Genomic DNA, 12948 nt, shown 5'->3' with positions numbered 1-12948 from the left:
CAAACGATCAAGACCCTCCTAGGGCAACGGCGACACCGGCAGGGATAAATCGCTTGATCCCGGAGGCCACCCGAGGGTCGGATGACGGTCGTGAGCACAGGACAGACGGATCCCGGCCGGCACCCCGTCGACGACGACCTCGTACGGCGGCTGGTCGCCGGGCAGTTCCCGCGGTGGGCGGGGATCCCGGTGGAGCGGTTTCCGTCCGGCGGCACGGTCAACGCCGTGTACCGGCTGGGCGAGGACATGGTCGTACGGCTGCCGCTGGCGGAGGGCGGAGCCGAGGACGTGTCCACGGAACGCGAGTGGCTGCCGCGCCTCGCGCCCAGGCTGCCCACGGCCGTCCCCGAGGTGCTCGGGGCCGGGGAGCCCGCCGAGGGGTATCCGTGGCGGTGGTCGGTGTGCCGGTGGCTGACCGGGGAGAACCCGGAGGCGGGCGCGCTGGGCGAACCGGTGCCGCTGGCCCGGGACCTGGCCGGGTTCGTGGCGGCGATGCGGAGCATCACCCTGCCGGGGGCGCCGCGCGCCCACCGCGGCGGGCCGGTCGCCTCGCTCGACGGGTCCACCCGGGCGGCGATCGAGGAACTGCGGGGGATCCCGCAGGAGGGCGTCGACTGCGATGCGGCGGCCGCCGTGTGGGAGGACGCGCTGCGGGCCCCGGAGTGGGACGGGCCGCCGGTCTGGCTGCACGCCGACCTGATGCCGGGCAATCTCCTCGTGGACGGTGGCAGGCTGACCTCGGTGATCGACTTCGGGTGCATGGGGGCGGGGGACCCGGCGTGCGATCTGTTCCCGGCGTGGAACCTGCTGCCGGCCGCGGCGCGGGAGGTCTTCCGCGAAGAACTCGGCGTGGACGACGCGACCTGGCGGCGAGGCCGGGGACGGACCCTCTCCCAGGCGCTGATCGCGCTGCCCCACTACCGCGGGACGAACCGGGCGATGGCACTCAACGCCCGGCACGTGATCCGCGAGGTGCTGGCGGAGGGACCGGGGGCGGGCTGAGGTGCTCGCTGCCGCTGCCGCTGCCGCTGCCGCTGCCGCTGCTGCTGCCGCCGCCGTCGCGGCGGACCGGCAACGGGCCGTGCCGCCACCGGTCGGAACCGGCCAATCGCCCCGCCCGGCCGGCAATGTGCCGAGACCCGCCTGTGGATTCGGCCCGGGCTGATGCATCCTGGTGGCCGTCCGGACCGTAGGCGCCCTATACGGGGGGTGTAGGCATGGTCTCGATCGTTCGCGCTCCGCAGCCCGCCGCCGGAGGTGCCGAGAGCATCAGATCGCGTCCTGGAGCGGCCCTGCGGGGACAGATCATCGCGTACCACGGCTACCGGCTGCCGGAAGGCAGACCCCGGTCCCGGCTCGAAGTCCCCGACGGCGTGGTGACGGTGGTCATCGCCCTCGCGGGCGGTCTCAGCCTCACCGCCGGGGGACCGCCACAGGGCGCCTCGTCCTTCCTCTCCGGGCTGCGCACCACCCCGACGCGCGGCGAGCACACCGGAGGTCTGCACGGCATCGAGGTCACCTTCTCCCCGCTCGGCGCCTACCGGACCTTCGGGATACCCATGAGGTACTTCACGGAGGCCTTCGTCGACCTGTCCGACCTGCTCGGCCGGAACGCCGCCCTCCTCGTCGAGCAGCTCCAGCAGACCGATGCCTGGGCCGACAGGTTCGCCCTCCTCGACGCCGTGTTCCTCTCCTGCGGCGACAAGGGCGGCACGGTCTCGCCCGAAGTCCGCGAGGCCCTGCGGCGGTTGCGCGCGGACAGCCGGCCCGAAGCCCTCGGCAGGATCTCCGGCGAGGTCGGCTGGAGCACCCGCCATCTGCGCGCCCGCTTCGGGCAGCAGGTGGGGCTGGCGCCGAAGGCCGTCGCGAGGGTGGCCCGGCTCCAGCGGGCGCTGCGCCTCCAGTCGCTCGGCCTGGACGGGGCCCGGGTGGCGGCCTTCGGCGGCTTCCACGACCAGGCCCACTGCATCCGCGAGTTCAAGGCGATGACCGGGCTCACCCCGTCGCGGTTCGCGGCCCACCGGGGCGGCCTGCCGCCCGGCTCGGCGCTGGACCGGGTGCCGGGCCGGGTGACCAGCCTGCTGCTGCCGGAGAACGCCTGAACGCAGATTCCCCCGCCGGATCGAGTTCCCCCAGGGGGCCGCCGCCCCGGCCGCGCCCGTGCGATGCTGGGTGCATGACCTTGGAGGACCTGGTACGCCTGCGTCGCGCGCGGGACACGATGGACCGCGACTACGCGCAGCCGCTGGACGTCCCGGCCCTGGCCAATGTGGCCCTCATGTCGGCCGGGCACTTCTCCCGCAGCTTCCGCGCCGCCTACGGGGAGACCCCGTACAGCTACCTCATGACCCGCCGCGTCGAGCGGGCGAAGGCCCTGCTGAGGCGGGGTGACCTCAGCGTCACGGAGGTCTGCTTCGAGGTCGGATGCACCTCGCTCGGGTCGTTCAGCTCGCGCTTCACGGAGCTGGTCGGCGAGAGCCCGAGCGCGTACCGCGCCCGCCGCCACGAGGCCGGTGCGGCGATCCCGGCGTGCATCGCGAAAATTCATACGCGACCGATCAGGAACGGAGAAGCGGAATCGGCCACCGCCTCGTAGCGTCGGAGGCATGACCATCAAGCTCTCGCAGTGCTTCATCGCAGTCGACGACCACGACAAGGCGCTCGCGTTCTACCGCGACGTCCTCGGCATGGAGGTCCGCAACGACGTCGGATTCGAGGGGATGCGCTGGGTGACCGTCGGCTCACCCGAGCAGCCCGACGTGGAGATCGTCCTCGAACCGCCCCTCGCCAACCCCAACGCCTCCCCGACGGACAAGCAGCAGATGGCAGAGCTGCTGGCCAAGGGCCTGCTGCGCGGGGTGATCTTCTCCACCGACGACGTCGACGCCACCTTCGAGCGCATCCAGGCAGCCGGCGGGGAGGTGCTGCAGGAGCCGATCGACCAGCCGTACGGGGTCCGCGACTGCGCCTTCCGCGACCCGGCCGGCAACATGCTCCGCTTCAACCAGCCCAAGCGGTAGAGACAGCCCGCAGCAGAGTCCGGACCAGCGAAACCGACGGGGACCGCACACGCGGTCCCCGCCCGAACGACGGAGACACGATGAGCAAGGCCACGGGGACGGGGACGGGGGCGCGATCGTCCGCGCCGCACGGTGCCGACAGTCACGACGTGATCCGCGTGCACGGCGCGCGCGAGAACAACCTCAAGGACGTCAGCATCGAGATCCCGAAGCGCCGGCTGACGGTGTTCACCGGGGTCTCCGGCTCGGGCAAGAGCTCGCTCGTGTTCAACACCATCGCCGCGGAGTCGCAGCGGCTGATCAACGAGACGTACAGCAGCTTCGTCCAGGGCTTCATGCCGACGCTCGCCCGCCCCGAGGTCGACGTCCTCGACGGGCTGACGACCGTGATCACCGTCGACCAGCAGCGGATGGGCGCCGACCCCCGCTCCACGGTCGGCACCGCCACCGATGCCCACGCGATGCTGCGGATCCTCTTCAGCCGGCTCGGGAAGCCGTACATCGGCCCGCCCAGCGCGTACTCCTTCAACACCGCCACGGTCCGGGCGAGCGGGGGCATCACCGTCGAACGCGGCGCCGCCAAGACCAAGACGGTGAAGGCGACCTACAACCGCACCGGCGGCATGTGCACGCACTGCGAGGGCCGCGGCAAGGTCTCCGACATCGACCTCAGCCAGCTCTACGACGACTCCAAGTCCATCGCCGAGGGCGCGTTCACCATCCCCGGCTGGAAGTCGGACAACGTGTGGACCGTGGGGATCTACGCCGAGTCGGGCTTCCTCGACCCGAACAAGCCGATCCGCCGGTACACCAAGAAGGAGATGCAGGACTTCCTCTACCGCGAGCCGACCAAGGTGAAGGTCAACGGCGTCAACCTCACCTACGAGGGGCTGATCCCGAAGATCCAGAAGTCCTTCCTGTCCAAGGACAAGGAGGCGATGCAGCCGCACATCCGGGCGTTCGTGGAGCGGGCGGTCACCTTCACCACGTGCCCCGAGTGCGACGGCACCCGGCTCAGCGAAGGGGCCCGGTCCTCGAAGATCAAGCGGATCAGCATCGCCGACGCGTGCGCCATGGAGATCAGGGACCTCGCCGAGTGGGTCCGCGGCCTCAAGGAGCCCTCGGTGGCGCCGCTGCTCGCCGCCCTGCAGCAGACCCTCGACTCCTTCGTCGAGATCGGCCTCGGCTACCTCGCCCTCGACCGGCCCGCGGGCTCCCTGTCGGGCGGTGAGGCGCAGCGCGTCAAGATGATCCGCCACCTCGGCTCCGCGCTCACCGACGTCACCTACGTCTTCGACGAGCCCACCATCGGCCTGCACCCCCACGACATCCAGCGGATGAACGACCTGCTGCTGCGGCTGCGGGACAAGGGCAACACCGTGCTCGTGGTGGAGCACAAGCCCGAGGCGATCGCCATCGCCGACCACGTCGTCGACCTCGGCCCGGGCGCCGGAACGGCGGGCGGCACCGTCTGCTTCGAGGGCACCGTCGAGGGTCTGCGGGCCGGTGGCACGATCACCGGCCGCCACCTCGACGACCGCGCCACGCTCAAGGAGACGGTGCGCAAGCCCTCCGGCTCGCTGGAGATCCGCGGCGCGACGGCGAACAACCTGCGGGACGTCGACGTCGACATCCCGCTCGGGGCGCTGGTCGTCGTCACGGGTGTCGCCGGCTCCGGCAAGAGCTCCCTCGTCCACGGCTCGATCCCGGCGGGCGAGCAGGTGGTGTCCGTCGATCAGACACCGATCCGCGGTTCCCGGCGCAGCAACCCGGCGACCTACACCGGACTGCTCGACCCGATCCGCAAGGCCTTCGCGAAGGTCAACGGCGTGAAGCCGGCCCTGTTCAGCGCCAACTCCGAGGGCGCCTGCCCCACCTGCAACGGCGCCGGGGTCATCTACACCGACCTGGCGATGATGGCGGGCGTCGCCACCCCCTGCGAGGACTGCGAGGGCAAGCGGTTCCAGGCGGAGGTGCTCGAATACCGGCTCGGCGGACGTGACATCAGCGAGGTCCTCGCGATGTCCGTCAGCGAGGCCGAGGAGTTCTTCGGCGCCGGCGAGGCGCACACGCCGGCCGCGCACAAGATCCTCGACCGGCTCGCCGACGTGGGCCTCGGGTACCTCACCCTCGGCCAGCCGCTCACCACGCTCTCCGGCGGGGAGCGGCAGCGGCTCAAGCTGGCCACCCACATGTCGGAGAAGGGCGGCGTCTACGTCCTCGACGAGCCGACCACCGGCCTCCACCTCGCCGACGTCGAGCATCTGCTCGGCCTGCTCGACCGGCTCGTCGACTCGGGCAAGTCGGTGATCGTGATCGAGCACCACCAGGCGGTCATGGCACACGCCGACTGGATCATCGACCTCGGCCCCGGCGCCGGCCACGACGGCGGCAAGGTCGTCTTCGAGGGCACTCCCGCCGACCTGGTGGCCAAGCGCGCCACGCTGACCGGCGAGCACCTCGCGGCGTACGTCGGCGCCTGACCCGGCGGGTACGCAGGCCAGGCCGTACGCCGGCCACCAGGCCATACGCCGATCCGGCCGTACGCCGGCCGGGGGCGCCCGCACGCGAGCCGCCACGGGGGACTGCCCCGGCCGGATGATCCGGCCGGGGCAGTCCTCGTACGCGCGCACGCGCCGGCGTGGCTACCAGAGCACGGGCAGGCGTTCCGGCAGGCGCTTCATGAAGCGGGTCCGCCAGACCAACTGGTCGACGGGGACGGCGAGTTGGAGGTTGGGCATCTTCTCCAGCAGGACCTCGATGGCGATCTCGGTGTGCCGCTTGCCGAGGGCGGTGGCGGGGCAGTAGTGCTGCCCGCCGCCGAAGGACAGGTGCGTGCCGGCGTTCGCCCGGTCGATGTCCACGACGTGCGGGTCCGGGTACACGGCCGGGTCGGTGTTGGCGGCCTCGACCAGGACCAGCATCAGCTCGCCCTTCTTCACCTCGACGTCGCCGAGGGTGACGTCCTCCAGGGCGAGGCGGGGCAGCCCGTCGGCGATGGAGAGGTTGATGCGCAGGAGTTCGTCCACGGCGGCCGGGATCTTCTCCGGCGCCTTGCGCAGCTGCTCCCACACCTCGGGGTGCTGGATGAGGGAGACGAGTGCCATCGTCAGGAAGCCCATGGTGGAGATGACACCGGCACCGAACAGTGTGACGCCGACGGTGGCCAGCATCTCGTCCGTCAGGTGGGCGTAGTCCGGGTCGTCGCGCAGGGCGGCGAGTTCGGAGATGAGCCCGGTGGTGGCGGGGTCGTCCAGGCGCTCGACCATGTAGGCCATGTCCCGGTCCCAGTTGAGCTTGGCACCGGTGACGGGGCAGGCCGAGTTCATGAAGGCGATGTCGAGGCTGGCGGCCAGGCGCGGGGCGTCGGCCTCCGGGATGCCGAGGATCCGGCAGTGGAGGTGCTCGGCGTACGGGTTGGTGAACTGGCCGCGCAGGTCGACCGGAGCGCCGTGCGTCAGCAGACCGTCGACCAGGGTGTTGGCCTGGGCCCGCATCCAGTCGGTCATGCCGTCGGTCTTCGGGTTGATCGCCTTGAGGACGGCCTTGCGGAGACCGGCGCCGGTGATGTTGCCCATGTTGTTGACGACCTCGGGCGGGATCGTCAGCGCGTACTGGCGGGGCACGCCGGGGGCCGACGTGTCCTTCAGGCTGAACCGGGGGTCCTCCAGGACCAGCTTGCACAGTTCATAGGAGGAGACGAGCCAGGCTTCGTCGCCGGCTATCGTGCGGACCCGCTTCACGGGCTCGTTGCGGAGCTCCTCGATCTCGGCGGGGAGCTGGTCGCCGCGCGCGGAGAACGGGAAGTCGAGCAGGGTGTCAGTGGGCATCGGGGTGTCCTTCGACGGGCGTGATGATGGCGTGGCCCTGGTTGCGCGAGGCGCGCAGACCCGAACCGCGGGAGTACAGCAGTTCCGCCATCGGCAGGAGCTGGTGGTAGCAGTTGAGCGAGGACGGCACGCCGAGGATGGCCGGCGTGTCGAGGAAGAGCGGCGCCTCGGCGCAGACGTACTCGAGGCACACCTCGCGCTGCCGGGTGGTGGCGGACTTCCCGTCCAGGACCTTGGAGGAGAGGAATGTGTCGACCAGGGAGTTGCAGGTCTTGCGGAACTCCGGGTCGTTGTCGAGCAGGCTGTTCAGGTGGCTGTGCAGAGCGCGGTAGGCCGGGATGTCGGTGAGGGAGGACATCGGCCGGGCGCGCAGGCGGGTGCCGGTGGGGTCGGCTTCCGCGGCGGCGTTGTTCACCTTGGCGCGAACGCCCCGCAGATTCTTGACCGCCTTGCGTCGGGCCTCGTCCTCGCCGTAGCCGAGGGCCTCGTACATCTCTGCAACGTGCAGGTCGGTGTAAATGAGGTCGACCTGCTGGAAGTTGCGCATCCCCCATTGGGCGAGGTCGAGAACGCGCTGGGCGGAAAAATAGCTGTTCCCCGGGGAGATGCCAATGACGGCATGGTCGCCTTCGGTGCTAATCACCTGGCAGTGCGGGGTGTACGGCCGGACTGTGAAGACTTCGGTCGCTGTCGTCAACAGGTGTCGGGTCCTTTGCGCCGCAAGTCCCATGGGGCCCTGTGCCCCGGGTGTGGCGGCGACGTGAAGGAAGGTACCGCAACTCTGTGCGACGTTCCATCACTTCCTGTTGGTAACTCACCTGTCGGACAACACGGTTGTCTGGGGCATCTTTTGTGCGGACGGTGAGGGGCGAAGAGTTGGCGACGCGTTCGCGCAGAGTTGATGAATTCCATGTGTCGATGTGGCCGGGGACGGGGCCGCCCGGTTGACGGCCGGCCCCTGTCCTCGGGCAGGGTTGACGCGTCGACCCGTCGGTCAGAAGGTCTCGGCCCAGTCCATCGTCCGCATGGACTCGAAGGCCGAGACGGACGTGGCCGCGGTCGCCCCGTTGTGGGAGCCGACCGTGTTGTCGCGTCCGGCGTTGAAGATGTCGTCCTGGGCCGACTGGACGATGTTGCTGCCGATGACGAACACGTACGTCGGGTCCGAGTCGGCGGCCGCGGGCGCGGCGGCGGCGAACAGGCCGAGCATGGTGCCGGCGGCGAGGACGGCCAGGGCACGGGAGGTGGTACGGACGGTTCGCTTCACGGCGATGCCTTTCGCAGATTCGGAACGTACACCTCCGGAAGGTAGGAGCCCCGCCCGGTCATGGCGGGCCGACACACGGCGGTCGCCCTGAATGGCCCACGCCGCCGTACGCTTTCCCGAGGCCGCCGGGTCCTCATGCCGGGGGAAGTTCGCGCAGCCTGCCCTCCGCGACGAAGGCGACGCCGCCCCCGACACGCACCGAGCGGACGTCCTCGCCGTGGCCGTCGGCGATGACGGTCATCTCGCTGGGCCGGCCGGTGAACCGGCCCTGGCGCAGCAGGCTCCGCTCGCCCGCACCGATGCGGCCGTGGCGGCGCAGGTAGGCGGCGGCGCAGCCCGCGCCGCTGCCGGTGGCGACGTCCTCGATGATCCCGTCGTTGGTCCAGTGCCGTCCCTCCAGGGCCGAGGCGTCCAAGAGGTAGGCGAACCGGGCTCCGATGCGGGCCAGGGGGCCGTCGAGGGGCGCGGTGACGCGGGCGCGGGCCAGCGCGTCACCGCGTACGGGCAGCACCAGGTAGCGCAGGCCCGTGGAGACGACCTCCGGTGCCAGGCCGGGATCCAGATCGCCCGGTTCGAGGGCGAAGAGGGCGGCGAGCCCGTGCGGGTCGGGGCGGCCGAGGAAGGCGGCGGGGCCCTGGTCGAGGAGGCTCGCGTACCGGCCCGGGCCGCGGCGCTCGGTGCTGACCTCAACCGTCCGGGCCGGCAGGCGCAGGGTCCAGGCCTCGTGGTCCGCGGCGCCGTGAAGGGCGTGCAGGACGGCGGCGGCGCCGATGAGGGGATGGCCGGCGAAGTCCAGTTCCCCGGTGAGGTCGAAGACGCGCGCCCGGGCCCGCCGGGGGTGCGCGGGCGAGCCGTCGCGGAGCAGGAAGACGGACTCGAAGTGGCGCAGCTCGCGGGTGATGGCCCGCATCTGGCCGCCGGTCAGCTCATCGGCGTCGGGGAACACCGCCAGGCTGTTGCCGCTGTAGGGGCGGTCGCTGAAGACGTCGACGTGGTGATAGCGCATCGGCCGGGCGCCGTCAGTGGCCGAAGGGCGGTTCGAAGCAGCCGCTCTCCATGTACGGGCCGTTCGTCCTGACCTCGTAGTTGGTCTTCTGCACGAACGCCGTGACGCAGGCGTCGTCGTGGACCCGCAGCCCGACCCGGGTGCCCTCGGGCGTGACGTAGTGGTCGGCCTGGAAGCGCGGCTCCATCTCCCGGATGCCGAGCGTTCCGCCGAGCCGTTCGCCCTTCGGACCGGTCCGCTCCTCCTCGTAGCCGAGCGGCCGCAGGGCCGCCCGCACGCTCGGGAGGTCCCATGTGCCCGCCTCCCAGAGGCGCTTGAGCACGGGCTCGATCCGGTCGGCCTCCTTCCGGGCGTCCTTCGCACTGGCGGGGGACATCTCGCCCGAGCGGCGGTGCGCGTTGTTGTCGCCGTAGTGCGGGGCGCCGTCGCCGGCACCGGGCTCCACGTAGGGGGAGGCGCCGGGGGCGCTGGGACTCGTACCGGCGCTCGTGCTCGTGCTCGGCAGCGGGTCCGGGGCGCCGGGAGCCGCGTCCGTGCCGCGGCGCTCGCCGCAGCCGGTCAGGGACAGGGCAGCGCCCAGGAGCAGAGCGGCCGCGACGCAGCAACGGCGCGGCCCGCGTATCGAAGTGACCATGGGACGACTCTGCCATGCCGGCCCGCGAAGCCGCCCTCCGCCACTACGGCGAGAGGGCCTAGGGTTGTGCCGTGACCAGCAGGGGGAGCAGCCGTCGAGGGGTACTGGCCGCCGGGGTCGGTGCGCTCGCCGTGGCACTGGCCGGATGCTCGGGGGACGCCGGTCCCGTACGGAGGCTGCGGCTCGCGACGGGGCCGGAGGGCGGGCCGTACAACGCCTTCGGCAAGGCCCTGGCCCAGGCCGTCGCCGCGAGCGGCCGGCCGCTCGAGATCGTGCCCGTGAGCACCGCGGCGAGCGTGGACAACCTGCGGCAGCTGGACGACGGCTCCGTGGACCTGGCGCTGGCCATGGCGGACGTGGCCGAGGACGCCGCGCTGGGGCGCGAGTCGTTCTCCCGGCCGGCCGCCGTGACGGCGCTGGCCCGCGTCTACGTGAACTACACGCACCTGCTCGTCCCGGCGGACGGGCCGGTGCACGCGGTGCGGGACCTCGCCGGGCGTCCGGTCGCGGCCGGCGCGGAGGGCTCGGGCGTACAGGTGGTGGCCGAACGGGTCCTGCGGGCGGCCGGGCTGAGCGACGGCCCCGCGCCGGCCCGCGGGCGGAGCCTGGGCCTCGCCGCCTCGGCCCTGGCCCTGCGCGAAGGCACGGTCGACGCGCTGTTCTGGTCCGGTGGCGTCCCCACGCCGGCGCTGTCGGGGCTGGCGCGCGAGCTGCCCCTGCGCTTCCTGCCGCTCGACGGCTACGTGGGCGCGCTGCGGGAGCGCTACGCCCCCGCCTACTCGGCGGTCACCCTGCCGGCCGGGGTGTACGGGCTCACGGAGCCGGTCGCGACCATCGGGGTCGGCAACTACCTCCTCGCCCGCGCGGACCTGGCGGACGGCGCCGCCCGCGCCCTGCTCCAGGTCGTGTTCCGGCAGTGGCGCGACCTGCTGCGCGAGGTCACGGCGGGGGCGCGGCTGGAACCCCGGTTCGCTATCTCCACCGGGGAGGTGCCGCTCCACCCGGGGGCCGTCGCCCACTACCGGTCGGTCTACGGCTGAGCGGTCACCGGGCCGGCAGCCGCAGCTCGACGACCAGGCCGTGCGGCTCGTTTCCGCGGACCTCCAGCCGGCCGCCACTGCCGCGGGCGAGTTCGTCGGCGATGGCCAGTCCCAGTCCGCTGCCGCGCACGTTCTGGTGCTCGGGGGAGCGGGCGAAACGCCTGAGCAGCAACGGCAGTTGGTCCTCCGGTACGCCCGGGCCGTCGTCGGTGACCCGGACGACCGCGCTTCCGTCGCCCGCCCGTGCGGCGACCACCTCGACACGGCCCTCGCGCGGCACGAACTTGACCGCGTTGTCGAGGAGCGAGTCCAGGATGCGGCCCGCCGCGTCGGGCAGCGCCCGCGCCGGCAGTTCCTCCGGCAGGCCGCCGGCCGTCAGGTGCAGTCCGGCGGCGCGGAAGACCGGGGTCCAGGCCGTCACCCGGTCCCGTACCGCCTGCGCCACGTCCTGATGGCCCGGCTCCGCCGTGCCGGACTCCACCCGGGCGAGGGACAGCAGTCCGTCGAGGAGTTCCTCCAGGCGCTCCGCCTCGTCCAGGGCGCGGGTGTGCTCGGCGAGGCCGGGACCGGGAGCGATGTGCGGTTCGACGTTCTCCAGTTGCAGCACCAGCGTGGCGAGCGGATTGCGCAGCTGGTGGGAGGCATCGGCGACGAAGTCGCGCTGGCGGCCCATGGAGTCGGCCATGGCCTCCGCCATGGCGTTGAAGTGCTGCCGCAGATGACGCAGTTCCGGCGGGCCGGTGTCCGACACGGCCCGCGCCCGGAGACTGCCGGCGGCCAACCGCTCCACCGCCCGGTCCAGGTCGAGGAGCGGTCGCAGCAGCCAGCGTGCGATCCCCGCCGCGACCAGGGCCGCCGCGGCGAAGGCGGCGACCGCCCCGGTGGCGATCAGCGACCAGCGGACCGCCACGTCCCGGCGGGCGGCGTCGGTGGGGACGGCCAGCAGCACCGCCCCGCTGACCCGTTCGTCCCGGCCCACCGGCTCGGCGAGGACGACGGTCCTCGGGCCCCAGGGGCGCAGCGTGGGCAGCCGGTCGGTGGAGCGGCCGGTGAGCGCGCGGCGACGGGCCTCCGCCGCGGCGGAGGAGGCGCCCGAGGCGGTGTCGACGTCGGCACCCGCGTCCGCAACGGCCTGCGACGCGGGCCCCGATCCGGCCCGCGCGACGGTCTCTCCCGCCGTGTCGACCACCACCACCCCGGCGCCGTACAACTCGGCGTACCGGCCGATCTCGGCCGAGAGCTCCGCCCGGTCCGCGGCGGTCCGCATCCGGTCGGCGAGATCGGCGAACCGTACGGCCTCCGAACGCCGTTGCAGCAGCAGGTGCTCGGTGCGGCCGCGCGCGTAGGCATCGGCCAGGGGGACGCAGAGCAGCAGCGCCGCGACCCCCATGAGCACCATCAGCACGGCGAGGAGCCGGCGCCTCATCGAGCGCCGTCCCCTTGCGCGGGGGCGGTGGGGGAGCCGAGCTGGTAGCCGAACCCGCGAACCGTGCGCACCAGGTGGGAGCGGCCGGTCTTGGCCCGGATGCCCGCCACGTGCACGTCCAGGGAACGGGAGGCGGCGAGGAAGACGTCCCCCCAGATCCGGTCCAGGATCACCTCGCGGGAATGGACCTCGTCGGGGCGGGCGGCGAGGAAGGCGAGGACGTCGAACTCGCGCCGGGTCAACCGTACGTCGACGCCGGCCACCCTGACGGTGCGGCCCGCCAGATCGACCTCGACGTCCCCGGTGCGCACGGTCCGGCCGTCGAAGCCCCCGGCACCGCCGGGGTCGGCGCCCGCACGGCCGGACCGCGGGTCGGTCCGGCGGCGTACGGTGTCGATACGGGCCATCAGCTCGGCCATCCGGAACGGTTTGACCACGTAGTCGTCGGCGCCCGCCCGCAGCCCCTGCACGATGTCGCGCTCCTCGCAGCGCGCGGTCACCACGATCAGGGGCGCGTCGCAGACCGCCCTCAGCCGCCGCAGCAGTTCGAGCCCGTCGAGGTCGGGAAGGCCCAGGTCCAGCAGGACGAACCCGGCCTCGTGCACGTGCCGCAGGGCGTCCAGCGCGCGGCCCACCCGGCGCACCGTGTGCCCGCGTTGGGCGAGGGCGGTGCCGAGGGCCCGTGCCATCCGGTCGTCGTCCTCGACGAGAAGCGCGTGCATGGA

Annotated in this window: 13 protein-coding genes; 6 read left to right on the top strand and 7 right to left on the bottom strand. The window is 72.5% G+C overall.

All coding sequences use genetic code 11. The annotated features are described in order from the left end of the window. The first annotated feature begins 90 nt into the window (after positions 1–90). From ACFYZ4_RS33975 to ACFYZ4_RS33955, 5 genes are all read left to right on the top strand, one after another. On the top strand, positions 91–1002 hold the full coding sequence (locus ACFYZ4_RS33975) for an aminoglycoside phosphotransferase family protein (protein WP_390785723.1): 912 nt from the start codon (positions 91–93) through the stop codon (positions 1000–1002). A 215-nt stretch (positions 1003–1217) separates the two neighbouring features. Beyond that, the gene (locus ACFYZ4_RS33970; protein ID WP_351296866.1) at positions 1218–2102 is read left to right on the top strand and encodes an AraC family transcriptional regulator; all 885 of its coding nucleotides are present in this window, start codon (positions 1218–1220) and stop codon (positions 2100–2102) included. A gap of 74 nt (positions 2103–2176) precedes the next feature. Then, the gene (locus ACFYZ4_RS33965; RefSeq protein WP_384351554.1) at positions 2177–2596 is read left to right on the top strand and encodes a helix-turn-helix domain-containing protein; all 420 of its coding nucleotides are present in this window, start codon (positions 2177–2179) and stop codon (positions 2594–2596) included. A gap of 10 nt (positions 2597–2606) precedes the next feature. Further along, positions 2607–3020, top strand: a complete 414-nt coding sequence (locus tag ACFYZ4_RS33960; RefSeq protein WP_351586801.1) for a VOC family protein — start codon at positions 2607–2609, stop codon at positions 3018–3020. Between the two features lie 80 nt (positions 3021–3100). Further along, positions 3101–5503, top strand: coding sequence for an ATP-binding cassette domain-containing protein (locus ACFYZ4_RS33955; protein ID WP_390785722.1), 2403 nt, complete (start codon positions 3101–3103; stop codon positions 5501–5503). A gap of 162 nt (positions 5504–5665) precedes the next feature. On the opposite strand, the gene ACFYZ4_RS33950 is transcribed toward ACFYZ4_RS33955, so the two are convergent. The 5 genes from ACFYZ4_RS33950 to ACFYZ4_RS33930 all read right to left on the bottom strand — a co-directional run bounded on the left by ACFYZ4_RS33950 (position 5666) and on the right by ACFYZ4_RS33930 (position 9757). Beyond that, positions 5666–6850 (bottom strand): cytochrome P450, encoded by a 1185-nt coding sequence (locus ACFYZ4_RS33950; protein WP_390785721.1) that lies wholly within the window; start codon positions 6848–6850, stop codon positions 5666–5668. After that, a complete protein-coding gene (locus ACFYZ4_RS33945; protein ID WP_351296881.1) occupies positions 6840–7580 on the bottom strand; it encodes a tRNA-dependent cyclodipeptide synthase in 741 nt (246 codons plus the stop codon). Before ACFYZ4_RS33945 ends, ACFYZ4_RS33950 begins: the two co-directional genes overlap by 11 nt. Positions 7581–7844: 264 nt before the next feature. Beyond that, positions 7845–8117: a hypothetical protein gene (locus ACFYZ4_RS33940; protein ID WP_390785720.1), complete on the bottom strand. Its 273-nt coding sequence runs from the start codon at positions 8115–8117 to the stop codon at positions 7845–7847. Between the two features lie 133 nt (positions 8118–8250). Further along, on the bottom strand, positions 8251–9123 hold the full coding sequence (locus tag ACFYZ4_RS33935) for a PhzF family phenazine biosynthesis protein (protein WP_390785719.1): 873 nt from the start codon (positions 9121–9123) through the stop codon (positions 8251–8253). A 13-nt stretch (positions 9124–9136) separates the two neighbouring features. Continuing rightward, entirely contained in the window at positions 9137–9757 is a 621-nt protein-coding gene (locus ACFYZ4_RS33930; protein WP_390785718.1) for a hypothetical protein, read from the bottom strand. Positions 9758–9828: 71 nt separating this feature from the next. On the opposite strand from ACFYZ4_RS33930, the gene ACFYZ4_RS33925 reads away from it, so the two are divergent. Continuing rightward, positions 9829–10797 carry a TAXI family TRAP transporter solute-binding subunit gene (locus ACFYZ4_RS33925; protein ID WP_351586813.1) on the top strand — a complete coding sequence of 323 codons (969 nt, stop codon included), beginning with the start codon at positions 9829–9831 and terminating at the stop codon, positions 10795–10797. Positions 10798–10801: 4 nt separating this feature from the next. Here ACFYZ4_RS33925 and ACFYZ4_RS33920 read toward each other — a convergent pair whose 3' ends face one another. Then, positions 10802–12223, bottom strand: coding sequence for a HAMP domain-containing sensor histidine kinase (locus ACFYZ4_RS33920; protein ID WP_351301330.1), 1422 nt, complete (start codon positions 12221–12223; stop codon positions 10802–10804). After that, positions 12220–12945, bottom strand: coding sequence for a response regulator transcription factor (locus ACFYZ4_RS33915; RefSeq protein ID WP_390785717.1), 726 nt, complete (start codon positions 12943–12945; stop codon positions 12220–12222). Before ACFYZ4_RS33915 ends, ACFYZ4_RS33920 begins: the two co-directional genes overlap by 4 nt. Positions 12946–12948: the final 3 nt, after the last annotated feature.

This window comes from Streptomyces sp. NPDC001513 (assembly GCF_042894695.1).
Classification (GTDB): Bacteria; Actinomycetota; Actinomycetes; order Streptomycetales; family Streptomycetaceae; genus Streptomyces.
The sequence above is the reverse complement of the archived record's forward strand: the minus strand, read 5'-3'. Positions and strand labels throughout refer to the sequence as shown.

Bases quoted from the DNA above. Each gene is read 5' to 3' on its own strand.
- ACFYZ4_RS33945 (WP_351296881.1), bottom strand. From the start codon at position 7,580: ATGGGACTTGCGGCGCAAAGGACCCGACACCTGTTGACGACAGCGACC.
- ACFYZ4_RS33950 (WP_390785721.1), bottom strand. From the start codon at position 6,850: ATGCCCACTGACACCCTGCTCGACTTCCCGTTCTCCGCGCGCGGCGAC.
- ACFYZ4_RS33920 (WP_351301330.1), bottom strand. From the start codon at position 12,223: ATGAGGCGCCGGCTCCTCGCCGTGCTGATGGTGCTCATGGGGGTCGCG.
- ACFYZ4_RS33955 (WP_390785722.1), top strand. From the start codon at position 3,101: ATGAGCAAGGCCACGGGGACGGGGACGGGGGCGCGATCGTCCGCGCCG.
- ACFYZ4_RS33960 (WP_351586801.1), top strand. From the start codon at position 2,607: ATGACCATCAAGCTCTCGCAGTGCTTCATCGCAGTCGACGACCACGAC.
- ACFYZ4_RS33930 (WP_390785718.1), bottom strand. From the start codon at position 9,757: ATGGTCACTTCGATACGCGGGCCGCGCCGTTGCTGCGTCGCGGCCGCT.
- ACFYZ4_RS33935 (WP_390785719.1), bottom strand. From the start codon at position 9,123: ATGCGCTATCACCACGTCGACGTCTTCAGCGACCGCCCCTACAGCGGC.
- ACFYZ4_RS33965 (WP_384351554.1), top strand. From the start codon at position 2,177: ATGACCTTGGAGGACCTGGTACGCCTGCGTCGCGCGCGGGACACGATG.
- ACFYZ4_RS33970 (WP_351296866.1), top strand. From the start codon at position 1,218: ATGGTCTCGATCGTTCGCGCTCCGCAGCCCGCCGCCGGAGGTGCCGAG.
- ACFYZ4_RS33915 (WP_390785717.1), bottom strand. From the start codon at position 12,945: ATGCACGCGCTTCTCGTCGAGGACGACGACCGGATGGCACGGGCCCTC.